Raw genomic sequence first — 26,177 nt, 5'->3', positions numbered from 1 at the left:
CATGCCTAGGCCCTTCACCCTTCCCAAGTTGGCCAGACGCCTGCTGTTCGCCGGTCTGACCTTCGTGCTGCTGTTCAATCTGCTGATGCTATTTGCGATTGACGACACCCCGTTGATGAAAATACATCAGGGTTTGAATCGCGAGGACATTCAACGCGCGAAACAGATTTTACATACCTCGCCCGAGGAGCGAGGTGGCGTCAAGACCGTTGTCCTGAACAGCAAAGACATCAACATCGCGATAAGTTATCTGCTCAATCACGTCGTGGAAAACACCGTACAAATAGACATCAGCCAGGACTTGATTACCGCACAAATCGCCGTATTCGTTCCCAAAACCATTTGGGGCCGCTACCTTGATTTTAGTTTCAAGCTCAAGCAAACCGACAACGGAATCAAGATCAAATCTTTCAAGATCGGTGAAATATCGATACCTGACTCGGCGGCAAATTATTTGATTCCGACCATCGTGGAATCGAGTCCACTGAAAAAATACTGGCAACTTGGTGAAAACTACATCAGGGACATCCGCTTCACCCAGGAAGGCCTGCAAGTCAGTTATTTGGGTTCCGCAATCGATGCCGCGAGACAACTGGCAATACAGAAACATCGCGAATATCCCAACCTGCATCTGTATCAGCAACAAATCAACGACATCGTCAGCCAGCACGATCCGGAATGGCGCCTCTCGTTGACGGAACTGTTGCAACCCCTGTTTTTATCGGCTTACCAACGCTCCAGCGAAGATACCGCAATCCAGGAAAACCGCGCAATAATCATTGCGGTAGGCAGCTACATCTATAAACAAGAACTGCGCCGCTTCTTACCGCTGGGCCTGGTCTACAGCAAGGAATATCAAGTATTTGCCTATAAACGCGTCGACATTCCACAGCATTTCATCGCTTCGGCACTCTTTGCGATGGTGGATGCCTCGCTGCTGGGTGAACAGTTGGGCGTGGACAAGGAATTGGGCGACGCGGAACAAGGCAGCGGCTTCAGCTTCATCGACCTGGCCGCCGACCGTGCCGGCACGCGCTTCGGCCAACTGGCCATCGCCTCGCCCAAACAAGCGCGGGAACTGCAACGCTTCATGTCGGAAGCCCAAGATTACACAATGATCATCCCGGATATCAAAGGCCTGCCCGAACAAATGGACGAGCCAACCTTCAAAACCCGTTTCGGCGACACCAGCAGCGAGTTGTATCGCAACATGATTGCGGAAATCGACGATCGTATAAACGCCTTGACCTTGTATCAAAAGCGCTAAGGCTGTTTTTTGCCCCTTAAGATTCCGTGAAAACATGCCTCCTTGACCTGAGGCCATCCTAAAAGTAAAAAACGCGGGCGCTATTCGGCAATAGCTAAAGCTATTGCACGCCTGCGTTGTGACTGGAGTAAAAAGCTTGGCTTCTTCCAAAAACGCAATTCCGAACCAGGAAAATCTTGCCTTATCCGTTGCGATAGCTGATGATCAACGGCTGGTTGATTCCTTCATCATTCATTAATCTCGAAACCAAGATTACTTATGAAACATTTACATTTATTGTTTGTCGCCCTGGTCATCACCAGCTTTTTATGGCGGGTTTATCTAGCCGAAAAGAACCCCGAGAAGTTGGCCGAAAAATGGCTGAAAATTCTACCGCATGGTCTGGCGGCAGGTTTGTTGCTGTCCGGCATCGGATTGGTATTCCAGGGTAATTGGGCGGACAACTACGGCTGGATAGTTGCCAAGGTGTTGTTGATGGTGGCTTTTATCGTGCTTGGAATTTTCACCATGAAAGAACAAGGCAGCCGGCGCAGGGCTTTTCTTGCCGGCGCGCTGCTCTGTTTTATTTACATCGTCAAAATTGCCGTCAGCAAACAGGTATTTTTTCTTTAACCTGACATCGTAAAGCTTGCCCGTCGCGCCTATATGAAAGCATTCATGTAGGCGCGACAGTCGCCACCTTTATCATCAGCAATTCCCTACTGATGTCGCCCACCCAAACGAGTTAAGCCGCACGGATTTCCATGTCTAAGTTCGATCAGATTCTGGAACGCTTCTTGAACACATAACCATTGGCCACATTGCCGCCACCGCCATCACACAGGCTTAACAATCCAAAGACGGGCCTGCAGAGCTTGCGCTATTTTTTAAAAATGGATGCCAAACTTGGGCTAAGTTTATCTCGCTGACCTGGAGTCACGTTATAGAGATTTGAAACTGAAGAAGCTACAGAGGCTTTTGGATTGCATCAAGTCCGTCACTGGTTCCGAGACTATGAAAAAATGACCCGAGAATGGGGCGACACTCGACGCTCTCTTGGAAGCCGACGATTGAAATGGCATGTGTCGTCGACGCTGGCTGGCAGGTTTGCTCATGAAAATACCTCAGATTGTCTGACAGCGATGAGAGAAAAACGCTGTTGAATTGAGGTTTTTAGCCTGATTTATAAAAAGTCTTTATAAATCCAAAAAATGGCGGAGAGAGAGGGATTCGAACCCTCGATGCGCTTTTGGCACATACTCCCTTAGCAGGGGAGCGCCTTCGGCCTCTCGGCCATCTCTCCTAAACTTTACGAACTTTTAAACTTCAGAGGACTTGGATTCGGATTGTTCTTTTTTAATCCGCTCGTAAATTTCCTCTCTATGCACAGAAACATCCTTCGGAGCATTAACGCCAATCCGAACCTGATTTCCTTTTACGCCGAGAACGGTGACAGTGACCTCATCACCAATCATCAAGGTCTCCCCCACTCTACGAGTCAGAATAAGCATATCATCTCCCTACATGTCCAATGCACTTTGTTTCTGAAACAAACTGAGCTGACAATTTTATAATCTTTTTGAAAAAAAGAAAAGTTTATTTGATCTTTCTTTGTCGGACTAAATGCGCTCCTAGTAGAATGAAGGCTGCATCAACAAAAAACGATACTTGCCATGCTGATTCAGTGGTACCCCGGCCATATGCACAAGGCCAGCAAAGAAATTAAACACGCCCTGCCCGAGATAGACCTCTTGATCGAAATACTCGACGCCCGCATCCCGTTTAGCAGTCAAAATCCGATGCTGGCCCAATTGCGCGGCGACAAACCCACGATTCGCGTATTGAGCAAAACCGATCTCGCCGATCCCGACCTCACGCTGAAATGGCAAACCCATCTGGAATTGGAGCAAGGCGTCAAAACGCTAGCCGTCACCACGCAGCAGCCTGACAAGATCAAACAGATCATCGACCTATGCGCCAAAATGTTGCCGGAAAAAACCGAAGCCAATAAGGTGATTCGCACGATGATCATGGGCATACCCAATGTCGGCAAATCCACCCTCATCAACGTTCTGGCCGGCCGCACCATTGCAAAAACCGGCAATGAACCGGCCGTTACCAAACAGCAGCAGCGCATCAACCTGCGCAATAACATCGTGCTATCCGACACGCCCGGCGTGTTGTGGCCGAATGTGGAGAACCGCCACAGCGGCTATCGGCTGGCGGTAACCGGCGCGATCAAGGACACGGCCTTTCAACACGACGACATCGCCCTGTTTGCGCTGGAATATCTGCTCAAGACCTACCCCAGCCTGCTGCAAGCACGTTACCGCCTGGAAACTTTGCCGGAAACCGCAATGGACGCCTTACAAAACATCGGCCGCCACCGCGGCTGCCTGAAAGCAGGCGGCTTGGTCGACGTGGACAAAGCCGCGAAATTGTTTTTGACCGAACTGCGTGCGGGCACACTAGGCCAAATCAGCCTGGAAACACCGGAAATGATCACCGCGGAAATGGTTGAATTGGAGGCCATCCGTGCTGAAAAGGCGGCCAAAAACGCCGCTCGAAAACAACGCTCAAGAAGCCAATAGCATGTTGTCCAATGCTTTCTTGGCGGCGGCCGCTTGTTCCGCTGGCACCGAGACCTGATTGACGACATGGCCCGCCACCAGATTCTCCAGCACCCAGCATAAATGCTGCGGGTCGGTGCGGAACATGGTTGAACACATGCTCAGGGTGGGCGCCATGAAATGCACGTGTTTGCCTTGAGCTTTGCATTCCTGCGCCAAGCGGTTGACCAGATTGAGTTCGGTGGCTACCAACCAGCGGGTATTGGGAGCTGCCTCGCGCACGATTTTCAGAATCATCTCGGTCGAACCGATGTAATCGGACTTTTGGCAAACTTCGAAACAAGCCTCAGGATGCGAAATGACGATGGTTTCCGGATATCTGGCCTTGAAGTCGTCGATCTGTTCCGGCTGAAATGCCTGATGTACCGAGCAATAGCCTTTCCATAAAATGATCTTAGCATTGCGAATTTGCTGCTCGCTCAAGCCCCCCATGGGCTTGTTGAAGTCCCAGGTCACCATCTGTTCCAGCGGGATGCCCATCCGGTAACCGGTGTTACGGCCCAGGTGCTGATCGGGGAAGAACAGCACTTTTTCGCGTTTGGCAAAGCTCCAGTTCAGGATTTTTTCCGCATTGGACGATGTGCAAACGATACCATCGTGCTGCCCGCAAAAAGCCTTCAAGTCTGCAGCCGAGTTGATGTAGGTCACCGGCGTTACCGTATTTTCCACATCGATTACTGTCGCCAGCTCATCCCAGCACTGCTGCACCTTGACTTTGTTGGCCATGTCAGCCATGGAGCACCCCGCCGCCATATCCGGCAAAATCGCGATCTGCTCGGGCCTGGACAAAATGTCGGCCACTTCGGCCATGAAATGCACGCCGCAAAACACGATGTATTCGGCTTCCGATTGCGCAGCTTCCCGCGACAGCTTCAGTGAATCGCCGAAAACATCGGCATGCTTGAACACTTCGTCGCGTTGATAATGGTGACCGAGCACAATGCAACGCTTGCCAAGCTTGGCTTTAGCTGCGGCAATACGCTCAGAGCACTCGGATTCGTCGAGCAGGGCGTAATCGTGAATGGGTAAGGCAGTGGTTGTCATAGTTTAATTACTCGAAAAGTAAATTAATTCAAATATTTGCGTAACGACATGATACGCAGACCCGGACTCGATGCCCGCTAACCCAAGCTAGCAGACAGAACATGACTGAAGCGCGGAACCAGCTCGGCGGCATTTATCCAGTCCACCAGACTCAAAGCCTTATACAACGGTGCCGCTGAAGGCGCCAATATCAGCAAACCCGCGACCAAACTCAGCAAGAGCACCGATCCCGAAACATTCTGGTAACCATACAATTTTAACGCCGTACCAAACGATTTTTTCATACGTCCATTGGCCAAATCCACGCTGAAGAGTTCGTCGAGGCACAAATGCACCACAAAGCCAAGCAACAGGAAAATACCACTCAACCAGGCATCCAGCCTGGAAGCTCCCAGCAAATAATGCCAGATACAGACTAGCGACAGGCTGAAAAATATCCCGGCCAACAGCGAATGAAACACCCCGCGATGAACCGTCATTTTTTGAAACAAGTACGCCAGCGGATAGCGTACAAAACCAGCAACCGCGAACACCGCCAATAGCAGTGATTTCTCGCTCAAGCTGTTTTCCAGGGCGTACCAAGCCAGACTACCGGCCCATATCGCCAACCCCATGAACAAATGCTTGAAAGGACGAGATTTGGCGGCGTCTATATCCGGCAGCATACCACCGACAACCCCCATCGAAACATACCAATGGCTCTGCGCCAACTCGATCAGACCTCCATTGACCGCTATCGCGACGGAGAAGGCGCTGACACCCAGCGCGGCACCGACATGGGTTTTAAAGTTTGCCATGATGTTCGTTCGAATGAGTGTGTATGGAAAAGGGACGGGAAACCGCATTCAATGCTCGACTCATCCAGCCAATTTGCCTTATTTATGCAGTTTATTGACCCGAGACTGTTAAGGATGGGGTCAAAAATAACCTCCCTGTTTATTCCCTCAACCCGACCCAGGAGGCAAGGGACCAAAATGCAGACGTTATTTTTATCAAACCCTTAAGCGCCCAGACTCCCGCGCAAATTGATCAATACAGGACACTGAACAATAAACTCATGACCTCCGGACCATTTTGGGCTTGAAAATATTGCAACACTATCGACGTAAATCGACCAACCATCTCTGCGTTCATGCCCAGTTTTTCAAACGAACCCGCCAAAAAAGCCAGTCTGTCCGAAACAGGTCCTTGTTGCCCCTGCAGGCTTTCGTGCGAGCTGAACCAGGAAACCGACGAGGCCGACGCCGGCACCTCGGAAAAGTATTGATCAATATTAGGCACGCTGTTACTCAAGCGCATGAAATCAATAGGGTCCATGCGTTGTTGCACCAGCGCGAGGATAGAACCAACACCACCTTTGGCCTGCCGCGAGTCGATACCTAACTGATTGACCAAGATATCGACCAACTCCGTTCCCGGTCCTGCGTCAGGACTGCCAACCGCGACTGGATTTCCGGCCTGCCGTGACAAAGGCTCCTGTGAATCATCCGCAAACATTTGCCCGGTCAATGGCTGTTCAGAAGCACATCCTGCAATCATTGACAGCAGCAAAACCGCCGAAACAGGGGCCAATCGGTTCATGCGAATTAAACTCCGAGATAAGTGAGCAACAAGACCAACGATCGAACAGCAAGCGGGCTTAACACTAGGGCGGCACATTTCCTCGCCTATAGCCTATTTGATATGTCTTCCAGATTGCCAAACCGGCGTTTCACCGAAAAACGGCAACAAAAAAGCCTAAACCGCTTCAGTTCGAAGCAAGCGCAAACCGACCGTGCAAGCACGTCTTGATGGGCTTACACGATTTTGCGCATAGCATCAATCCTGTTTTTCGTCCTTGCCCGCTGGTTTGCGCAAGCGAATGTTCAATTCCTTCAATTGCTCTTCGCTGACCGGTGCCGGGGCGTTGAACAATGGGCAAGCCGCGGTCTGGGTTTTCGGGAAGGCAATCACGTCGCGAATCGACGTCGCACCGGTCATCAACATCACCAGACGATCCAGACCGAAGGCAATACCGCCGTGCGGAGGCGCGCCGTATTTCAACGCATCCAACAGGAAGCCGAATTTCTCGCGCGCTTCTTCATGACCAATGCCCAGAATCGCAAACACGATTTGCTGCATTTCGGTGCGGTTGATCCGGATCGAACCGCCGCCGACTTCGGTGCCGTTCAACACCAGGTCGTAGGCGCGCGACAAGGCCTTGCCAGGATCGGCCTTGAGCTCTTCGACCGTGCATTTCGGCGCGGTAAAAGGGTGATGAATTGCCGTGTAGCGCTGGGCTTTGTCGTCCCAGGCGAACATCGGGAAATCGACGACCCACAACGGTTTCCAGGACCCGGTGATCAGGTTGCGATCGAGGCCCAGCTTGACCCGCAATGCGCCCATCGCTTCGTTGACGATACTGGCCTTGTCGGCGCCGAAGAAAATCAGGTCGCCGTTTTTGGCGTCGACTTTCTCCATGACCTTGGCCCAGACTTCGGCCGGGGCAAATTTGACGATGGGCGATTGCAGACCATCGACGCCGGCAGCCAGGTCGTTGACCTTGATGTAGGCCAAGCCCTTGGCGCCGTATATACCGACGAATTTGGTCAGTTCGTCGATCACGCTACGACTCAGTTCGCCGCCATCCGGCAATTTCATCGCCACCACGCGGCCGTGCGGATCGTTGGCGGGGCCGGAAAAGACCTTGAAATCGACTTCGCGCATCTCGTCGGCGATATCGACCAATTCCAGCGGAATCCGCAAGTCCGGGCGGTCGGAACCGTAACGACGCATGGCCTCTTCATAACTCATGACCGGGAATTTGTCGCCAAGATCGACATCGATGATGTCCTTGAACAGGCCGCGGATCATTTCTTCCATGATCGCCATGATTTCTTCCTCGTTCATGAACGAGGTTTCGATATCGAGCTGGGTAAATTCTGGCTGGCGATCGGCGCGCAAATCCTCGTCGCGGAAGCAACGCACGATTTGATAGTAACGCTCCATGCCGGCGACCATCAGCAATTGTTTGTAAAGTTGCGGCGACTGCGGCAAGGCGAAGAAGGCGTTCTGGTGGGTGCGGCTGGGCACGATATAGTCGCGCGCGCCTTCCGGGGTGGCTTTGGTCAAATACGGCGTTTCGATTTCGAAAAACTCCTTGGCGTCCAGATACTGGCGCAGATAGCGGGCCACGTCACGGCGCACCTTCATTTTTTCCAGCATCGCGGTGCGGCGCAAATCGATGTAGCGGAAACGCAAACGGGTTTCTTCGTTGACTTCGATGTCGCTTTCCAGCGGAAACGGCGGCGTCTCGGACTCATTCAGCACTTCGATGTGCTTGCCCAAGACTTCGATCTGACCGGTTGCCATATTGGGGTTATGCGTGCCTTCAGGACGGTCGCGGACGATGCCTTCGATGCGCAACACATATTCACTGCGCACGCTTTCGGCAATCGCGAAACTTTCCGCCGCGTCGGGGTCGAACACCACTTGCACCAAACCGGCGCGGTCGCGCAAGTCGATAAAGATCACGCCACCGTGGTCGCGGCGGCGGTGTACCCAGCCGCACAAGGCAACGGTTTGTCCTAGATGTTGGGTGTTCAATTCTCCACACTTGTGGCTACGCATAATGGTTCTCGGGTTGTTCAAAATAATAAAGATCAAAGGCGGAAGACGAAAGACGAAAGGCTGTTACGGAACTCGTTTTGCCTTTTCTCTTTTGCCTTTCGTCTGTTTAATTAATGACAGGCGCAACTACTGCCGCAACCGCCGCTGCTTGAAGTCGAGTTGCTAGAGCTAGAGCTAGAGCTAGAGCTAGAGCTATTGCTTTCGCCGGCAACGTTTTTCTTGTTGCCGCTCTTGAAATCGGTTTCGTACCAGCCGCCGCCTTTCAGACGGAATCCCGCGGCGGATATTTTTTTCTTCAATTCAGCTTCATTGCAAGCAGGACAGATCACCAAAGGCTCGGCACCAAGCTTTTGCAGTGCTTCGTGCTCATGACCGCAGGCATTGCATTTGTATTCGTAAATGGGCATAAGCTACTCCAAAAATAGGTAAAAACTGCTGAATAGGGTTGCTCGTTGAAATTTTCAAGAGCCTTGATGTTAAAATTGCCCTATTTTAATCGAAAACGGCGCAAAAATGGACATATCGACTGAGCAATTGACACTGGTTCAACCCGATGACTGGCATTTGCATGTCCGTACCGGTGCCATTTTGAACACCGTGATTGCGCATACGGCGCGCCAGTTTGCCCGCGCGATCATCATGCCGAATCTAAAACCGCCCGTGACCACGGTCCAGCAAGCACTCAGCTACCGCGAGGAAATACTAGCGGCGTTGCCGCATGGCTCAACCTTTCAACCTTTGATGACGCTTTATTTGACGGGCAACACCTCGGTCGATGACATCAAGCAAGTCGCCGATTCGGCGCACGTTTTTGCCTTCAAGCTTTATCCGGCCGGCGCCACCACAAATTCCGATGCCGGCGTAGCCAATATCGAATCCGCCTACCCTGTTTTTGCCGCGATGGAAGAACACGGCGTGCCTCTATTGGTGCATGGCGAAGTCACCAACAGCGAATACGATATTTTCGACCGGGAAAAAATCTTCATTGATACCCAACTCGCGCCTATCACACGACATTTCCCCCAATTGCGTATCGTGATGGAGCATCTAACCACCCAAGAAGCGGTGCAATTCGTGGAATCTGCCCCCCAAAATGTTGCTGCCACCCTCACGCCGCAACATTTGCTGTACAACCGCAACGCCATCCTGGCTGGCGGCATCCGCCCGCATTTTTATTGCCTGCCGATTCTGAAACGCGAGCATCACCGCCTAGCGTTGCTGAAAGCCGCCACCAGCGGTAATCCCAAATTCTTCCTAGGCACCGATAGCGCTCCGCATTTGACGACACTCAAGGAAAACGCCTGCGGCTGCGCCGGTTGCTATAGCGCCCATGCAGCCCTGGAACTTTATGCCGAAGCCTTCGAGCAGGCCGGCGCGCTGGACAAATTGGAAGGTTTTGCCAGTTTCTTTGGCGCGGATTTTTACGGCCTGCCGCGAAATACCGCTACCGTCACACTGCGAAAACAAACCTGGAGCGTCCCCCAGCAATACGGCACTGACGACACCCTAATCACGCCTTTGAAAGCCGGCGAACAAATGATCTGGCAGTTGGTTTGATTCTGTTAGAACTCCGGTTTATTTCAACCTCTCTACGCCATTTCAACCAGCGTTGTTTTTGCCTGCAGGCAAAAACAATTTGCCACCGTCGAGCATGAACCAGCCCAAAAACCTTATAATTCGCACCATTAAATCCTAAACCGCTGCCCGTTCTGAACAAACCCGATTAACCATCAAACCGATTTGATTTTGGCAGGATTTTTGCTTTTTAATTTAAATTAATTTGCCGTTCTCCCTCTTCTCAATGCCTATTTTTTGCAGAGCATCCATTTATCGCTGGGGCATTGTTCCGCTCTGGCTGCTGCTGACAACGACACTTTTTTTCCGCAATCCAATTCCCATCGATGAAACCCGTTACCTCAGCGTGGCATGGGAAATGTGGTTACGTGGCGATTTTTTGGTGCCTTACCTAAATGGACATACCTACAGTCACAAGCCGCCGCTGTTATTTTGGTTATTTCATCTCGGCTGGGCCTTGCTGGGTATCAACGAATGGTGGCCGCGCTTGGTCGGCCCGTTATGCGCGTTGACCAATCTTTTTTTGATTCGCCATTTGGCCGGCAAACTCTGGCCCGAGGACAAATTGATCGCGCTAAAAGCGCCGTGGGTGTTGATTGCCACCCTGCCGTGGACCTTGTTTGCGACCTCGACCATGTTCGATATGTTGCTTAGCGCTTGTGTGTTGCTGGGCATGACAGGCCTGCATGAGGCCGCGCACGGCTCAGCCAGTAAAGGCTGGGGCTACTTCACCCTGGCAATTGGCTTGGGACTGCTTGCCAAGGGCCCCGTAATATTTCTCCATTTACTCCCGACCAGCGCAGTCCCGTTCTTGTGGCGCAAGCGCGATAGCATCGACAAAAAAACCTGGTCCGGCTATCTATTGTTGACGATACTGACAGGCAGCGTGTTAGCGTTGATGTGGGCACTACCCGCCGCTTTTGCGGGAGGTAAAGAATACGCCGACGCCATCTTGTGGCATCAAACCGCCGACAGAACCATCAACACCAAGATTCACGCCCGTTCGTTCATCTGGTATCTGCCGTTCGTGCCGCTGATGGTGTTTCCATGGATAACCTGGCCCCGCCTCTGGCACAACATGCGCCTGGCCAGCATCCGCCAGGATCCAGGAATACGATTCTGCCTAACCTGGCTGTTGGCGACGCTGCTGATATTTTGCTGGCTACCCAGCAAACAGCTGCATTATCTGATTCCGATTTTACCCGCCTTTGCCCTGCTCGGCGCGCGCGTCTTATGTCATTTGGATGCGCAACGCAACTTATTTCCGGAACTAGTCCCGGCCCTGGCGATGGCAATGATCGGCCTTGTTTTGGTATCGCTTCCGCATATCCCTGGCCTATCGAACCTCCATTGGGTGCAATTGGTCGAGCCTTATTGGGGACTGAGCGTCATCGGGATTGCGCTATGCCTGACCGCCTGGGTGATGCATTATAGAAAACTCTCGGTTATCGCTCTTTCCACCGCGCTGGTTACTGCAATCATGATAGGCTTTTTTTTCTTCTTCCATTACACGGGCTTGCAATACAATCTGCGCCCAGCGTCTTTGATGTTGAAGGAGTTTGACGACCAACAGATACCCACGGCTTTTGTCGGAAACTATCAAGGACAATTCAATTTTCTTGGCCGCATGACACAACCATTACCCGTCATCAGCTCCGAACAAATCTCTAGCTGGGTGGAGCAGCATCCCAACGGTTATTTGGTTTCCATAGAAAAACACAAACCCGAAAACGCGGCTTACACCCAGCCTCACCGGGAACATTGGTTAATCTTCAGAACCGCCGCGCAAGCCATTGCCTCCATTCGCGCAACATCATCGCCTTAAACCTAAAAATGGCAGTAAGTCCACGAAATACACGAAAGAAATCATTGCGTTATGAATCTTATCGATTCACCGGTTCGGCGCTGCTCTTAGGTGTGATAACTGTTTGAAACTTTTCGTGATTTTCGTGTGTTTCGTGGACCAAATGACTTTTCTAGATTAAACAGTATCTCCCATTGCAGTTAAAATAACTTTCTTTAGGCTATTCCGAGTATCCAATTAAATTCAAACATGAAAATTTCGGTCGTAGTTCCGGTTCATAATGAAACCGACAATGTGAACGCTCTCATTGCAGAGATACACCTGGCACTCAACGCACAAGAAGCTTATGAAATGATTTTTGTCGATGACGGCAGTAAAGACGACACCCTGGCCAAATTGATACAGGCCATGCAAAACTATCCGCAATTGCGCGTACTGCAACATCAAAAAAGCTGCGGCCAAAGCCGCGCCATTCACAGTGGGGTAGCAGCCGCTCGATACGACTGGATCGCCACGCTAGACGGTGACGGTCAAAACGACCCTGCCGATATTCCGCGACTAATCACTGCTCTAGCGGAACATGATTCCGACAAACTCTGGATGCTCGCAGGATTCAGACATCAACGCAACGATACCGGTTGGCGGCGCTTTTCATCCAAATTCGCCAATGCCATTCGGCAAGCGATTCTGCACGACAACACGCCAGACACAGGCTGCGGCTTGAAACTGTTTCGCCGCGATAAATTCCTGGCCTTGCCTTATTTCGATCATATCCATCGCTTCATGCCGGCCATGATGCAAATGATCGGCGGCGAAGTCATCTCGGTGAAAGTCAATCATAGAGCCAGAAGCCATGGCCAATCCAAATACGGCACATTGGACAGATTGCTGGCGGGCATCGTGGATTTATTAGGCGCCATTTGGCTCAAGAAACGCCATAGCCTGGCAGTGGTCAGCGAGGTGCAGCATGGACAGTAATACCGCATGGCTCATCGTTGGCTTCGTCGGCCAAGCGCTTTTTTCCGCGCGTTTTTTGGTGCAATGGCTTGCCAGCGAGCGGCAAAAAAAGAGTGTGATACCGGTGATGTTCTGGTATTTCAGCATCCTGGGCGGTTCGACCTTACTGATTTACTCAATTCACAAAGAAGACCCCGTTTTTATCTTAGGCCAGGGAGCCGGCTTATTGATCTATGCTCGCAACCTTTATTTTGTGATAGCACATTCAAGAAAAAACGATTTGCTGGCGAAGCAGGATTAGAAAACAGACGGACTACGCGTTATTGCGATTTTGCGCCGAGATTCTTACACTAGCCAAATGAGGGCTTCTTTTCCAGCATGGAGATTCAAAATGCGCAAACCGTTGTTCATCCTTTTGGCGCTGCTATCGGCATCAGCCAATGCCGAAGTATTCAAATGCACCGAGAAATACGGCAAGACCATTTACCAAAAAACGCCCTGTAAAGGAAACGCAAAAGAACAACAGCTCGATATCAAATCCGATCCTGCCAAAGAAGCCGAGGCCAAGGCCAAACTGGAAGCCATACGCAGTGAATACGAGGCCAGAAAGGCCGCCAAAGTAGAAAATGAAAAGGCTTTAAGCACTCGGCGCAATGACGCTTTATCATTGGAAATCGCGCGACGTTCCGCCCTTGCGCAACAAGAGCAGGCGCAGGCCCAGCATAGACAAGCCGATGCATTGGAAAGGCAAAATCAAAATGACGTCAACGACTACTATCTTTGGCAAGCACCGGGGCCCGGCCATCGCCCGATTCCAGCGCCTGCGCCAGCACCTCAAGCGCCAGCCAACCAAGGCCCCGGAGCCAACCTGAACCCGCCACTGGCACCTAGACAGCCCATTCCACTGCCTCAGCGCTACTAGACTGAAACATCGAAAACCGCGAAATCATCCTGGCCGCTGCTGACAACGGCCAGGTCTTGCCGTTTTTTTGCCGTCGTCCTATCTCAAGCGCTTTAGCCAGCCATTTGCAGGCGCGCGGCCGCAATGGCTTTTCTGACCTGTTCGGGCGCGGTACCGCCAATATGATTGCGCAAGGCCACCGAGCCTTCCAATTTCAGAATCTCGAACACATCTTCGTTGATGGTGTTTGAGAAATTTTGCAACTCGACTAAAGTCAGTTCCGACAAATCTCGCCCGCTTTCCAAGCCCAGCCGCACGGCTTGGCCGACCACCTCATGCGCGTCGCGAAAAGCCATGCCCTTGCGCACCAGATAATCCGCCAGATCCGTCGCAGTGGCAAAGCCGCGTTTGGCGGAACGGTACATATTGTCACGCTTGGCCTTGACGTGCGGCATCATGTCGGCGAAGGCGCGCAGACAGTTGAGCAAGGTATCGACGGTATCGAACAAGGGCTCTTTGTCTTCCTGATTGTCTTTGTTGTAAGCCAAGGGCTGGCTCTTCATCAACATCAGCAACGAGATCAAATGTCCGGCGACACGACCAGATTTGCCGCGCACCAGCTCAGGCACATCCGGGTTTTTCTTTTGCGGCATGATCGAAGAACCCGTACAAAACGCGTCGGGAATATCGATGAAATCGAATTGCGCGCTGGCCCAAAGCACCAATTCCTCGGAAAAGCGCGACAAATGCATCATGATCAAACTACCAGCCGCGGCGAATTCGATGGCGAAATCACGATCGCTGACCGAATCCAGCGAATTGTTCGACGGGCGCGAAAAGCCCAAAAGCTCCGCCGTCATGAAACGGTCGATAGGATAACTGGTACCGGCCAAGGCCGCCGCGCCCAACGGCATCACGTTGATGCGTTTGATGCAATCCTGCAATCGATCCTTATCCCGGCTCAGCATTTCGAACCAGGCCATTAGATGATGGCCAAAAGTAACGGGCTGGGCGACTTGCAAATGCGTGAAGCCCGGCATGATGGTATCGGCCTCGCGCTCGGCCACATCCAATAACGCCGATTGCAAGCGCTCGAGTTGTAGCAGAATGTTGGCGACCTCATCACGCAGATACAAACGTATGTCTGTCGCGACCTGATCGTTACGGGAGCGTCCCGTGTGCAATTTCTTGCCCGCGATGCCAATCAAATCCGTCAGACGCGCCTCGATGTTCATATGCACATCTTCCTGCTTGATCGACCAGACGAATTCGCCTCGCTCGATCTCGCCCTCGATTTGCGCCAGCCCCCGCCGAATATCGGCCAATTCCTGCTCGGTCAGAATGCCGATTTTGCCCAGCATCGCCGCGTGCGCCAACGAACCTTGAATGTCTTGCAGCGCCATGCGCTGGTCAAACGTCACCGAGGCGGTAAATTCCTCGACAAACGCATCGGTGGCTTCGGCAAAACGGGCACTGGAAAGTTTTTCGGTATTAACGGTGGTCATGTCAAATCTAGGGATGGGAACGATAAAAGCAAATTATACCTTCGCTTGCCCTGTTTACACCGCTCATGCTGGATAATTGTGCCAGGTGGAGTTATCCAAGTGAATGTAGCACCTTACAGCCAGCCACGGCACTGGACTTTCAGCACTCAGCTGCATAACATGCAAGCCAGTTCATTCAGTCTTGCGACCTATATTCCGCCATCTCAACATTCACATGCTGCAACCCACCGCTTTCGTTCATTGGTTTAGAAACTCCTCACCTTACATCCACGCCCATCGCAATCGCACCTTTGTGATTTTTTTTAGCGGTACGGCAGTCACCGAACCGGATTTCGACAATTTGATCCATGATTTTGCCTTATTGCGAAGCCTGGGCGTCAGATTGGTCCTGGTACATGGCATCAGGCCACAAATCGATGAGCGCTTGTTGCAGCAAGGCGACACGCCGAAATTCCATCATCATTTACGCATTACCGATTCCACCACCTTGCAATACGTCAAACAAGCAGCAGGTCTGGTGCGCGTGGAAATCGAAGCCTTGTTGTCCATGGGCGTATCCGGTTCGCCGATGGCGGGGGCCAAGATCCGGGTGGCCTCGGGCAATTTCGTGACCGCGAAGCCCTTGGGTGTATTGGATGGCATCGATTATTGCTATACCGGCAAGGTAAGACGCATCGACGCCCAAGCCATACATCAGCAACTGGATCAACACAATGTGGTGTTGATTTCGCCGATCGGTTATTCGCCCAGCGGCGAGGTCTTCAATCTCTCCGCCGAAGAGGTCGCGACAGAAGTGGCCATCGCATTACAAGCCGAAAAACTGATTTTATTGACCGAGCAAGCCTGCCTGTCACCGACCGACAACATCGCCATCCAACAACTGACAACCGAACAAGCCAACGCACTATTGGCACAAACACCCGACATGCCGGACGCCGTCGTGCGCTCTTTACAGGCAGCGATTCAGAGCTGTCAACGCGGCGTTGGCCGCGCGCATTTGATCGACCGACATCTGGACGGCGCCTTGTTGCTGGAACTGTTCACCCGTGACGGCGTCGGCACCTTGATTAGCTCTACGGAGTTCGAGACTATCCGCCCCGCGACGCTGGACGATATCGGCGGTATCATGGAATTGATCAAACCTTTGGAACTTCAAGGGATACTGGTCAAGCGCTCACGGGAAAAGCTAGAAATGGAAATAAGCGATTACATCGTCATCGAGCGCGATGGGCTGATCATCGGCTGCACGGCGTTTCATGTGATGCAAGACAGACAACGGGCGGAAATCGCTTGTCTGGCCGTACACCCCGATTATCGTAAAGGCGCCCGCGGCAATCGCTTGCTGGAATATTTGCTTGACGAGGCCAGAAAACAGGCCATCAAGCGTTTGTTCGTCCGCTCGACGCAAACCGTGCACTGGTTTGTCGAACGCGGTTTTACCCCTTGTGAAATCGACGACTTACCGGAATCGATGAAAAGCACGTATAACTATCAGCGCAATTCAAAGGTATTGTTCAAAGACGTCAATTAATCGTAAGCCAATTCAAGAAAGCAAAATCATGTCCGTACTCAAAGTGCTGCAAATCACCGACCTGCATGTCAAACCGCATGTTGGCGACACCATGCTGGGCATAGTTACCGAGGACTATTTTCAACAAACGCTAAAAGTTGCGATTGAGCGGCATGGCCGTTTCGATTTGATATTGGTCACTGGCGATTTGGCGCAAGATCCCTGCCCCGAAAGCTACCAGCGCATTGGCCGGCACTTGATGCAATATGACACACCCTGCCTATGTTTACCGGGCAATCACGATGACTTCGACATGATGAAGCGCTATTTGAATGGCGGCTTGGTCAGCTGCCGCCAGCAATGGATCGCAAAGAATTGGCGGATCATCGCGTTGAACAGCCAAAAGCCAGGAAGTCCGCAAGGCGAATTGACAACCGAAGAATTAAGATTTTTAGAAGAAACACTGCGCAAGGAACCGAGCCGCCCGGCACTGATCGCGGTACACCATCACTGCATTCCCAGCGGCTCGCCGTGGCTGGATACGATGCAAATCCAGAACAGTGGCGAATTTCTGTCACTGGTAAAAACATTTCCTAACGTCAAGGCCGTGACATTTGGCCATGTACACCAGGAGCTTTCGGCTACGATGGATAAGATCGCCATATTTGCTACCCCGGCCAGCTGCTTCCAGTTCACCCCGCATTCAATGGAATTCAGTATCGACGATGCGCCGCCCGGCTATCGAATCTTCGACTTGTTTGCCGACGGTAGCCTGAAGTCCGAGTGCCACAGATTGCCGATCCGACTAGAACACTTAAACCGGCAAGCGCACGAATATTAACAGGCTTCGCGTCCGGCCAAATAGCTAGCCGCATCGACTTGACTGCCATCTGCTATCAGCAAGGAGCCCAACTCATCCATGGCTTTGCGATAGACCCGGCGTTTGAAATACACGACATCCTGCAGCGGATACCAATACTCCACCCATTTGTAACTATCGAACTCCTGCTTGTGGCCGCAATCGAAGCGCACCATGGATTCGTCACTCAGCAAACGCAACATGAACCAAATCTGTTTCTGCCCGATACAAAGCGGCAATGAATTTTTGCGTATGTAACGTTCCGGTAATTTATATCGCAGCCAATAGCGGGTACGACCCAAGATTTGCACGTCCTCCGCGCGCAGGCCTGTTTCTTCCCACAATTCCCGATACATCGCGGTTTCCGGGTCTTCATTGCCATCGATCCCGCCTTGTGGGAACTGCCATGAATTGGCGCCCTTGCGCTTGGCCCAGAACACACGACCCTCGTCATTGCAAAGGATAATGCCGACATTAGGCCGGTATCCTTTCGAGTCTATCATGTAAAAACCTGTATTATTTGCCGCCCGCAATATCGAGTGAATGTTAAAATCGTACTCGGGCAGACCATTAAAATGAATGGCACAATTGTTCCACAAATAAGCGGCGGACGCCACAGGCCGCTTGGTTTTATTTACTTTTGACAGGTTTACCGTGAGCTTAGCGATTTTCGACTTGGACAACACGCTGATCGCCGATGACAGCGATTTTTTATGGGGACAGTTTTTGGTAGACCACGGCATCGTCGACAAAGAGTATTACGAGGATGCCAATGCCAAATTTTATGAAGATTACAAACAGGGCAAACTGGATATCGTCGAGTTCCTGGACTTCTCGCTGGAACCCTTGGCCATGCACGATGCCACCCAATTGTATGCGTGGCGCGAGGAATTCATAGAAACCGTGATCAAGCCGATCACACTCGATGCCGCCCATGCATTGGTGGAAAAACACCGTGCTGCCGGCGACACGTTGTTAGTGGTCACCGCCACCAACCGTTTCGTAACGGAACCCATCGTCAAGCTTTACGGCATAGACAACTTGCTGGCAACGACGCCCGAATTCAAAAATGGCCAATACACCGGCAAATTCATCGGCACGCCCTGCTTTCAGGAAGGCAAGGTCACGCTTTTGAAAGATTGGCTGAACAGCAGCCATGAAACCCTGGAAGGCAGCTGTTTTTACAGCGACTCGCACAACGATCTGCCATTGCTGAGACTGGTCGACAAACCCGTCGCGGTCGACCCGGATGAAAAATTGTTGCAAGCCGCGCAAGAAGCCGGTTGGCCGATTATCAGCCTGAGGTAGGGTTTAGATTTAGGTACAAGGCAAAAGGGTCAAAATAGCAATACCCCCCTTTTTGCCTTTAGCCTTATCTAATATTGAATCGCTTCTATTTTTTCTGTATAAAGAAAACCTGTTTGTCGGCTTCCTTGAGAATCTTTAGCGGAATGTGTCCGGCCTGATCGACATAGACACCGAAATCAAGATGGGCGGCGGGATCGGTGGCTATCACCTTTACCACCCTGCCGCTATCGATTTCCATAATCGCCTTTTTCAGGCGCAACAACGGCAACGGACATTGCAAGCCACTCGCATCCACTTCCAAGTCAAACTCGATCATTACTTTGTTTTCTCAACTGAGTCATAAACACATTTATCATATCATCAACCCCAACCCGCGAAAATCGAGCAGAGATGGATTACTTCCCCCTTTTTCTAAAACTCAAAGATCAACCCTGCCTGGTCGTGGGCGCCGGTGAAATTGCCGCGCGTAAAATCGAATTGCTCAGCCGGGCCGGCGCGCGGATTACCGTGGTTGCGGAAGAAGTGCATGAGCACGTAGCCTCGATGCAGGCGGCATTAAATTTGGTCATCCGGCAAAAAAGCTTTGCCGCCGACGACTTGACCGGCATGCGCATAGCAGTATCCGCCACCAATCATAGAGCCAGTAACGAGGCGGTCGCCGCAGCTGCGAATCAACGCAATATTCCCGTCAACGTAGTCGATAACCCTGATCTCTGTAGTTTTATTTTCCCGGCCATCGTAGACCGTTCACCCCTGATTGCCGCCATCTCATCTGGCGGCTCATCACCGGTCCTGGCCAGGATTTTACGCGCCAAAATCGAGAGCACGATTCCAACCGCTTATGGCCGTCTGGCGCAGTTTGCCGAAGATTTCAGGTTATTGGTCAAACAAGAAATCAAGCAGCCATCACGACGCAGAATCTTTTGGGAAAACATGCTGCACGGCCGCGTCGCCGAATTGGTTTTCTCGGGCCGCATGCAGGAAGCCGAACAGGAATTGCGCACTCGCCTGGGCGAAATGGACACATCGGATAATCAAGGCGAGGTGTATTTGATCGGGGCGGGGCCAGGCGATCCGGACTTATTGACCTTTCGCGCATTGCGTCTGATGCAGCAGGCGGATGTCGTCGTCTACGACCGCTTGGTGTCGCCAGAAATCCTGGAAATGGCACGGCGCGACGCCGAAAAAATCTACGTCGGCAAACAACGCAGCAACCACAGCCTGCCGCAGGAATCGATCAACGAATTGCTGGCCAAGCTGGCTTTGGCCGGCAAACGCGTCGCGCGGCTCAAAGGCGGCGACCCGTTCATTTTCGGCCGCGGTGGCGAGGAAATCGAAACCTTGATGCAACAAGGCATACCTTTCCAAGTCGTCCCTGGCATCACCGCCGCCGCAGGTTGCGCCAGCTACGCCGGCATTCCACTGACGCACCGCGATCACGCCCAATCCTGCACCTTTGTCACAGGTCATCTGAAAGACGGCAGCATCAATCTGAATTGGAAACAATTGGCCGCCCCGAATCAAACCATCGTGATTTACATGGGCCTGGTCGGGCTACAAAACATTTGCCAGGCCCTGATTGAAAATGGCTGTCCGCCCGATCATCCAATAGCCCTCGTCCAGCAAGGCACCACGCCACAGCAACGAGTATTCACCGGCACCTTGCGCGACATGCCACAACGCGTGGAAAACGAAGATATCAAACCACCCACGCTGATCATCGTCGGCACCGTGGTTTCGTTGCATGAAAAGCTGAACTGGTTTCAAACCCAATCCCACAAGGATGAATAACTATTTTCAGCAAACGTTAAGTCTAACCTTGAACAATGAAACCGAAAGCCAGGAAATCGTCCTGTTTCAGACAAAATTGATTGAATTTTTCTGGAAAATTCCCTATGCTTTCTCAAATTTTCCCATTGGTCCGTGAGTTTCTTCGGTAATTCGCGATCCTTTTTTTAATCACAACGAGAGAACACAATAATGAAAAAATCATTTGGTTTATTAGTAGGCGCGGCTCTGATTGCAATCAGCGGTCAAGTAGCTGCTAACGAAGCGGAAGAAATCGGCGCGAAAATCTATGAACGCGCTTTCGGCCGTGGTTGCGGTGCTTGCCACGACATCGCTTCTAACCCACAACTGAAAGAACTGATCAAAGCCGGCAAACTGCCTAAAGATCAATTCGCCAAAGTCCTGAAAGAAGGCAAAAACGGTATGCCTAAAGCAACCGCCGCCATCATGGAAGTGGGTCCTGTCAAAAAAGCAGGCTACACCGAAGACCAAGCGATCGATGCAGTTTACGCTTACCTGAGCAAATAAGCTCAAGCCTATCAGGCCAACAAACAAGCCGCCCACGTTATGTGAGGCGGCTTTTTTATGTCTTCATTATTTTTATGACACCGTTTTTCAGAGCATTTTACCAATCCGCAATGAGCAGCAGTTATTGCTCGTTACGACTACGCGCCAGGTAAATCGTATGATTGTTCTGATGAGTCAAGCGATAGCGATTACGCAACCAGACACCAGCCACCGCCGCAATCATCAAGCCGCAGGAAATAAAGGTCAGATAAACCAAATCCTTCAAATCGGTCATTTCCTTGATCAACTGCTGATTGACCACCGCATCCGGCGCCTTGATCTGAGGGGCATGCGTATACGCGCTGAGCACCTTGACGTCGCTTTTCAAGTCTTGAATGGTATTCAACGAATCAGCCACGCTGCCGCGCTTGATATTTTCCTCCAATGAACGCAGCTTGCTTTCGATAGATCCACTCACCAGCCCGAATAACTGACTTTTCAGAGTATTGATCTCGGCCGAGATAGCAGGATTTTGTAGGGCATTGGATGCCATGGCAACTTGACTGGCTTGACTTCGCGGCCAATTAGTTTGACTGGGCATCAACACCAAGCCCATCGCAAGCACCGCAACCATCAATACAAACACCAAACCCAACAAAAAACGGTTGGCTTTGACCAAGGCATGATGTCTTTGGACGGCCTGAAGTAAAGCTAGTGCACGTGATTCGCTATTGGCATCATCCAGATTAATCTCAGGCATAGTGCTCATTATTGTTTTAGTGTGGCTAATCAGGAAGCTTTAGCCAAGAACAGGGCACAAACCCGGACTTGGCCGTATCAAGCCATTATACAAGCTTCACTAGAAATGTCCTGCTTTCTGCAACCAGGAAAAATTAACGGCCTTTTTTCGCAGCGATGCGCATGCGCAAAGCATTCAATTTGATAAAGCCTTCGGCGTCTTTCTGGTTATAGGCACCACCATCTTCCTCGAATGTCGCGATGTTTTCGTCGAACAGGCTGTTGTCCGACATCCGGCCGACCACGATCACATTGCCCTTGTACAACTTGACCCGAACCTTGCCGTTGACATTGGCTTGAGACGCATCGATCATGGTTTGCAACATCTTGCGCTCCGGACTCCACCAGTAGCCGTTATAGATCAACGACGCATAGCGCGGCATCAACTCGTCTTTCAGGTGCGCCACTTCGCGGTCCAAAGTCAAAGATTCGATCGCACGATGCGCTTTGAGCATCACGGTACCTGCCGGCGTTTCATAGCAGCCACGCGACTTCATGCCGACATAGCGATTTTCGACGATGTCCAAACGGCCGATGCCGTTGGCACCGGCGATTTTGTTCAGCTTTTCCATGACCTGATGCGGCGTATGCGGTTCGCCGTCGATCGCGACGATGTCGCCGTTTTGATAGGTCAACTCAACATAAGTCGCTTGATCCGGCGCATTTTCCGGCGACACGGTCCAGCGCCACATATCTTCTTCCGGCTCGTTCCAGGGATTTTCCAGAATACGGCCTTCGTAGGAAATATGCAGCGAATTCGCATCCATGGAATACGGCGAAGTCTTGCCCTTTTTCATCTCCACCGAAATACCGTGTTTCTCGGCGTAATCCAGCAGCTTTTGCCGCGAATTCAAATCCCATTCCCGCCACGGCGCGATAACATTGATGTCCGGGCGCAATGCATAGGCGCCCAGCTCGAAGCGCACCTGGTCGTTGCCTTTACCGGTCGCGCCATGGGAAATCGCATCGGCGCCGGTTTCATTGGCGATCTCGATCAACCGTTTCGCAATCAACGGGCGAGCGATAGATGTACCGAGCAGATATTCGCCTTCGTAAATGGTATTGGCGCGGAACATCGGGAAGATGAAATCTCGGGCGAATTCCTCGCGCAAATCGTCGATGTAAATTTCCTTGATCCCGGCGGCAGTGGCTTTTGCGCGCGCAGGCTCCAGTTCTTCGCCTTGCCCGATGTCGGCCGTAAATGTCACTACCTCGCATTGGTAGACATCCTGCAACCATTTCAGAATCACCGAGGTATCCAGACCGCCTGAATAGGCTAATACGACTTTTTTGACTTCGGACATAATGTGCTTCACACCTCAAATTGATGAATAAAAACCCAAGGATTATATCGAAAAACACCGCCAGTTTCCGCAAACCAGCGGCAACTTCGCTCATCGCCGCAAGGCTTGCGTCAGCATGTCCGCTGTTCGCCGCGTGGCGCCTTGATTGCGCAACACAAAAGCCTTGGCCTTGGCGGCCATTTTGTTTCTAAAATCCTCATCACCCCTTATCCGCAAGACAGCCTCGGCAAGCACCATCGGCTCGTCACATTGCAAAGCCCCTTGTTCGGCCAAGAGACGTTGCGCAATCTCCTTGAAATTGAACATCTCGGGGCCAAACAAAATCGGCACCCCGGCTAAGGCGGGCTCCAGCACATTGTGCCCTCCGACAGGCACCAGACTACCGCCCACAAAGGCCACATCGGCCGCCGCATAGAGCATTTTCAATTCGCCCATGCTATCGGCGATGTAAACATCGGTAACCTCGGAAACAGGCAGCGACTCACTGCGCATTACGGCATCAAGCCCCTGATCCGCGCATAATTGCTCTACCTGCCGGAACCGCTCCGGATGCCTTGGCGCAATCAGCAACAGCAACTCGGGAATACGCTGCTTTAACCGTTGATAAACCGGCAATAATAGCGACTCCTCGCCGTGATGGGTACTGGCCGCAATCCAGACAAAGCGGCCAGCGAAAAGCTGCCGTCGCATTGCCCGGCCAGCCGCAAGCAAGCTATCGTCTATCGCCAGATCGAACTTGAGGTTGCCCAGCACCGTTACCCGCTCAGGCATCGCGCCTATCTCGATGAATCGCCTCTTGTCTTCTTCGGTTTGCGTGGCGATTTGATCAACACACGCCAGGGCGGGCTTAATCAACCAGGAGATCTTTTGATAAGCAGGCGCAGAACGCGCCGACAAACGCGCATTGATCACAAACAGCGGAACTTCCTGCTCGGCGCACATCGCAAATAAATTGGGCCAGATTTCCTTTTCCATGAAGATAGCCATTTTGGGACGAAAATGCGCAAAAAAACGCACTAGAACCGCAGGCAAATCATAGGGCAGATACACATGTTCAACTCGATCCGCCAGAACCGCGCGTACTCTAGCCGAACCCGTGGGGGTCGTAGTCGTGACCAAAAAGCGTTGACCAGGATGCTCCGATTGCAGCAAACCGATCAACGAAAATGCGGCCTCGGCCTCTCCCACCGAAACGCAATGAAACCAAACCACATTCCTTACCGGCGTTGACGCATAAAACCCCAGACGCTCACGCCAGCGCCGGCGATAATCCACTGCCTTGACGCCTCGCCAATACAGCCGCAACAAAACAAAAGGCAAAGCACAGTAAAAAATTAACGTATAGATATGTCGCATGTTCTCGTAACTTAAGCCTGGGCCGACAGTACCTCAACGGCCATTTTGCGTGTAATCATGCCATATCACGCGACACAAATGGGACTGATTGCTTGAATTTTGCCGCCAAGTCGAATAGGGATAACGGTGGTTAGGGGGTATTGGTGACCCGACCGCAATGACGTTTGACCGCCTTAATACCGAAGAAATGTCATTACGAATAGTCTTTGAAAAAAGCAAAGATTGCTCAGGACTAACGGAGGGGGAATAAATCCGCGAACACTTGGCGCGGCCAAGCGATTCTCGCGTGCCAATTAAACGAGTAAATCAATAAAGAAGCCATCCGTGGCAGTCATCCTGACCTATCCTAAATTTCCCTGCACTGAAAAACTCAACGGATTTTCAGCGACTTTTAAAACATTTTATGCAGCAACGGCTGTTTTGCGACGACCGAAGCCGACCAGACCGGCGATCGCGCTACCGAATAACCAGACGGCCCCCGGAACCGGCACCGGCGCAGAGGTAATGCTTAACGCATATCCATCAACACCGGAATTCCAGCGCGAGAAACCAACCCCACCCAAGTAGATCGAATACACTTTGCCGGCTTCCGCCAAAAAGGTATATCCGTTTATTGAATCGACGTTATCGGAGTAACCGATATTGGTCAGACCGGTGGTGCCGAATGGATTGTCTTTAGTGAAAGGATTCGACGCATTATTCCAGGCGCCGTGATGGCTATAGTTGCCTGTGTTGGTGTCCATGCCTTCGAATACCGTGACGCCAAAGCGGCTAAATAAGCCATTCACCGTTGAAAGATTCAACGTGACGTTTTGGGTGACCAGAGATTTAATTAAACCTATATCCGTTTGATGCTTCCAGCCAGTTGGACCGGTCGTTGTTAGATTTCCATCCTTGTCCGTCCCATTATCATTCCACGCACCACCACCTGTATCGATTTCCGCGGCAAAACCATAATGTTCCAAGGCATTGGCTGAAGATACTTCCAGGCTATCTCCGGCGCCGTGAATGGTTGCCGCCCAGTTCAGATGAGAGCTTCCAGTGTAGCCAAAAGGCAGCGCACCACCTGAAGTACCCAACCAAGGCACCAGCGAACCTTTGTTACCTTGACTTTCAGGGCCTGTAGCGACGGCATCAGCGTCAGTACCATCGTAAACACGCGTCCAACCGTCGGTCTGAGTCGCAGCGACTGTCGTGAAAGTGTTGTACATCACATGCGCGGAAGCCGTTGAAGCACTTGCAGAAAGAACCGCGCCCGCAATTGCCAATGCCAATTTTGTTTTAGTCATAATTTTTCCTTTCCTAACTTTTGTTTAAACGTGCATCCCCAAGCAGGCGAACACACTCGCACCTCTCAACTCCGAGAGAGCAACCCGGCCATCTTGTTAGGCGCAAGATCCGTGGTTTTCCGAGCCCGCCTCACGACGGGGGTGGCAAAAACATAAAGCCCCAATATTTTTTGACACAGCCTTAAAC

26 protein-coding genes, 1 tRNA gene and 1 riboswitch are annotated in these 26,177 nt (G+C 51.6%); of the genes, 13 read left to right on the top strand and 14 right to left on the bottom strand.

The annotated features are described in order from the left end of the window. Position 1 precedes the first annotated feature (1 nt). Together NM686_RS04635 and NM686_RS04630 are read left to right on the top strand one after the other, a co-directional pair. Positions 2-1,267 carry a hypothetical protein gene (locus NM686_RS04635; protein ID WP_255186712.1) on the top strand — a complete coding sequence of 422 codons (1,266 nt, stop codon included), beginning with the start codon at positions 2-4 and terminating at the stop codon, positions 1,265-1,267. Between the two features lie 258 nt (positions 1,268-1,525). Continuing rightward, positions 1,526-1,879 carry a SirB2 family protein gene (locus tag NM686_RS04630; protein ID WP_255186711.1) on the top strand — a complete coding sequence of 118 codons (354 nt, stop codon included), beginning with the start codon at positions 1,526-1,528 and terminating at the stop codon, positions 1,877-1,879. A gap of 579 nt (positions 1,880-2,458) precedes the next feature. On the opposite strand, the gene NM686_RS04625 is transcribed toward NM686_RS04630, so the two are convergent. Both NM686_RS04625 and csrA read right to left on the bottom strand, forming a co-directional pair. Next, positions 2,459-2,549: transfer RNA gene (locus tag NM686_RS04625), tRNA-Ser, on the bottom strand. 16 nt (positions 2,550-2,565) lie between these two features. Further along, on the bottom strand, positions 2,566-2,757 hold the full coding sequence (gene csrA / locus NM686_RS04620) for a carbon storage regulator CsrA (protein ID WP_066988010.1): 192 nt from the start codon (positions 2,755-2,757) through the stop codon (positions 2,566-2,568). A gap of 162 nt (positions 2,758-2,919) precedes the next feature. On the opposite strand from csrA, the gene ylqF reads away from it, so the two are divergent. Further along, a complete protein-coding gene (gene ylqF / locus NM686_RS04615; RefSeq protein ID WP_255186710.1) occupies positions 2,920-3,837 on the top strand; it encodes a ribosome biogenesis GTPase YlqF in 918 nt (305 codons plus the stop codon). On the opposite strand, the gene nadA is transcribed toward ylqF, so the two are convergent. The 5 genes from nadA to NM686_RS04590 all read right to left on the bottom strand — a co-directional run bounded on the left by nadA (position 3,823) and on the right by NM686_RS04590 (position 8,936). Further along, positions 3,823-4,920 (bottom strand): quinolinate synthase NadA, encoded by a 1,098-nt coding sequence (nadA, locus tag NM686_RS04610; protein WP_255186709.1) that lies wholly within the window; start codon positions 4,918-4,920, stop codon positions 3,823-3,825. The genes ylqF and nadA overlap by 15 nt on opposite strands. Before the next feature lie 77 nt (positions 4,921-4,997). Continuing rightward, positions 4,998-5,717 carry a metal-dependent hydrolase gene (locus tag NM686_RS04605; RefSeq protein ID WP_255186708.1) on the bottom strand — a complete coding sequence of 240 codons (720 nt, stop codon included), beginning with the start codon at positions 5,715-5,717 and terminating at the stop codon, positions 4,998-5,000. 232 nt (positions 5,718-5,949) lie between these two features. After that, the gene (locus tag NM686_RS04600; protein ID WP_255186707.1) at positions 5,950-6,501 is read right to left on the bottom strand and encodes a DUF2780 domain-containing protein; all 552 of its coding nucleotides are present in this window, start codon (positions 6,499-6,501) and stop codon (positions 5,950-5,952) included. A gap of 237 nt (positions 6,502-6,738) precedes the next feature. Next, positions 6,739-8,529: an aspartate--tRNA ligase gene (gene aspS, locus NM686_RS04595; RefSeq protein WP_255186706.1), complete on the bottom strand. Its 1,791-nt coding sequence runs from the start codon at positions 8,527-8,529 to the stop codon at positions 6,739-6,741. A gap of 110 nt (positions 8,530-8,639) precedes the next feature. Then, positions 8,640-8,936: an FmdB family zinc ribbon protein gene (locus tag NM686_RS04590; RefSeq protein ID WP_255186705.1), complete on the bottom strand. Its 297-nt coding sequence runs from the start codon at positions 8,934-8,936 to the stop codon at positions 8,640-8,642. A 106-nt stretch (positions 8,937-9,042) separates the two neighbouring features. On the opposite strand from NM686_RS04590, the gene pyrC reads away from it, so the two are divergent. The 5 genes from pyrC to NM686_RS04565 all read left to right on the top strand — a co-directional run bounded on the left by pyrC (position 9,043) and on the right by NM686_RS04565 (position 13,787). Further along, complete coding sequence (pyrC, locus tag NM686_RS04585; RefSeq protein WP_255186704.1) at positions 9,043-10,086, top strand: dihydroorotase; 1,044 nt, start codon at positions 9,043-9,045, stop codon at positions 10,084-10,086. Positions 10,087-10,330: 244 nt separating this feature from the next. Then, a complete protein-coding gene (locus tag NM686_RS04580; RefSeq protein ID WP_255186703.1) occupies positions 10,331-11,929 on the top strand; it encodes an ArnT family glycosyltransferase in 1,599 nt (532 codons plus the stop codon). Between the two features lie 228 nt (positions 11,930-12,157). Beyond that, positions 12,158-12,886 (top strand): glycosyltransferase family 2 protein, encoded by a 729-nt coding sequence (locus tag NM686_RS04575; RefSeq protein ID WP_255186702.1) that lies wholly within the window; start codon positions 12,158-12,160, stop codon positions 12,884-12,886. Further along, positions 12,876-13,166 (top strand): lipid-A-disaccharide synthase N-terminal domain-containing protein, encoded by a 291-nt coding sequence (locus NM686_RS04570; protein ID WP_255186701.1) that lies wholly within the window; start codon positions 12,876-12,878, stop codon positions 13,164-13,166. The genes NM686_RS04575 and NM686_RS04570 overlap by 11 nt, the downstream gene beginning before the upstream one ends. Before the next feature lie 90 nt (positions 13,167-13,256). Then, positions 13,257-13,787 (top strand): DUF4124 domain-containing protein, encoded by a 531-nt coding sequence (locus tag NM686_RS04565; RefSeq protein ID WP_255186700.1) that lies wholly within the window; start codon positions 13,257-13,259, stop codon positions 13,785-13,787. 92 nt (positions 13,788-13,879) lie between these two features. Here NM686_RS04565 and argH read toward each other — a convergent pair whose 3' ends face one another. Beyond that, the gene (gene argH, locus NM686_RS04560) at positions 13,880-15,271 is read right to left on the bottom strand and encodes an argininosuccinate lyase (protein ID WP_255186699.1); all 1,392 of its coding nucleotides are present in this window, start codon (positions 15,269-15,271) and stop codon (positions 13,880-13,882) included. A gap of 214 nt (positions 15,272-15,485) precedes the next feature. On the opposite strand from argH, the gene argA reads away from it, so the two are divergent. Beyond that, the gene (argA, locus tag NM686_RS04555; RefSeq protein ID WP_255186698.1) at positions 15,486-16,802 is read left to right on the top strand and encodes an amino-acid N-acetyltransferase; all 1,317 of its coding nucleotides are present in this window, start codon (positions 15,486-15,488) and stop codon (positions 16,800-16,802) included. A gap of 28 nt (positions 16,803-16,830) precedes the next feature. Then, on the top strand, positions 16,831-17,622 hold the full coding sequence (gene cpdA, locus NM686_RS04550) for a 3',5'-cyclic-AMP phosphodiesterase (RefSeq protein ID WP_255186697.1): 792 nt from the start codon (positions 16,831-16,833) through the stop codon (positions 17,620-17,622). On the opposite strand, the gene rppH is transcribed toward cpdA, so the two are convergent. Beyond that, the gene (gene rppH / locus NM686_RS04545) at positions 17,619-18,143 is read right to left on the bottom strand and encodes an RNA pyrophosphohydrolase (RefSeq protein ID WP_255186696.1); all 525 of its coding nucleotides are present in this window, start codon (positions 18,141-18,143) and stop codon (positions 17,619-17,621) included. The genes cpdA and rppH overlap by 4 nt on opposite strands. 151 nt (positions 18,144-18,294) lie before the next feature. Here rppH and NM686_RS04540 point away from each other — a divergent pair, with 151 nt between their 5' ends. After that, on the top strand, positions 18,295-18,948 hold the full coding sequence (locus NM686_RS04540; RefSeq protein WP_255186695.1) for a histidinol-phosphatase: 654 nt from the start codon (positions 18,295-18,297) through the stop codon (positions 18,946-18,948). Between the two features lie 85 nt (positions 18,949-19,033). Here the strand turns inward: NM686_RS04540 and NM686_RS04535 are convergent, their stop codons facing one another. Further along, positions 19,034-19,264 (bottom strand): sulfurtransferase TusA family protein, encoded by a 231-nt coding sequence (locus NM686_RS04535; RefSeq protein WP_255186694.1) that lies wholly within the window; start codon positions 19,262-19,264, stop codon positions 19,034-19,036. Positions 19,265-19,338: 74 nt separating this feature from the next. Here NM686_RS04535 and cysG point away from each other — a divergent pair, with 74 nt between their 5' ends. Continuing rightward, the gene (cysG, locus tag NM686_RS04530) at positions 19,339-20,739 is read left to right on the top strand and encodes a siroheme synthase CysG (protein WP_255186693.1); all 1,401 of its coding nucleotides are present in this window, start codon (positions 19,339-19,341) and stop codon (positions 20,737-20,739) included. A 189-nt stretch (positions 20,740-20,928) separates the two neighbouring features. Beyond that, complete coding sequence (locus tag NM686_RS04525) at positions 20,929-21,264, top strand: c-type cytochrome (protein ID WP_255186692.1); 336 nt, start codon at positions 20,929-20,931, stop codon at positions 21,262-21,264. A 121-nt stretch (positions 21,265-21,385) separates the two neighbouring features. Here NM686_RS04525 and NM686_RS04520 read toward each other — a convergent pair whose 3' ends face one another. From NM686_RS04520 to NM686_RS04505, 4 genes are all read right to left on the bottom strand, one after another. Further along, positions 21,386-22,003, bottom strand: coding sequence for a hypothetical protein (locus tag NM686_RS04520; protein ID WP_269022439.1), 618 nt, complete (start codon positions 22,001-22,003; stop codon positions 21,386-21,388). Between the two features lie 133 nt (positions 22,004-22,136). Then, positions 22,137-23,345 (bottom strand): argininosuccinate synthase, encoded by a 1,209-nt coding sequence (locus tag NM686_RS04515; protein WP_255186690.1) that lies wholly within the window; start codon positions 23,343-23,345, stop codon positions 22,137-22,139. Positions 23,346-23,435: 90 nt separating this feature from the next. Next, positions 23,436-24,701, bottom strand: coding sequence for a lipid IV(A) 3-deoxy-D-manno-octulosonic acid transferase (gene waaA, locus NM686_RS04510; RefSeq protein WP_255186689.1), 1,266 nt, complete (start codon positions 24,699-24,701; stop codon positions 23,436-23,438). Positions 24,702-25,102: 401 nt separating this feature from the next. Continuing rightward, on the bottom strand, positions 25,103-25,990 hold the full coding sequence (locus tag NM686_RS04505) for a hypothetical protein (protein WP_255186688.1): 888 nt from the start codon (positions 25,988-25,990) through the stop codon (positions 25,103-25,105). Between the two features lie 75 nt (positions 25,991-26,065). Then, positions 26,066-26,146, bottom strand: a riboswitch (cyclic di-GMP riboswitch). Positions 26,147-26,177 lie beyond the last annotated feature (31 nt).

The sequence above is a fragment of the Methylomonas rapida genome (genome assembly GCF_024360925.2).
GTDB lineage: Bacteria > Pseudomonadota > Gammaproteobacteria > Methylococcales > Methylomonadaceae > Methylomonas > Methylomonas rapida.
This window is presented reverse-complemented; position numbering and strand designations above follow the sequence as displayed.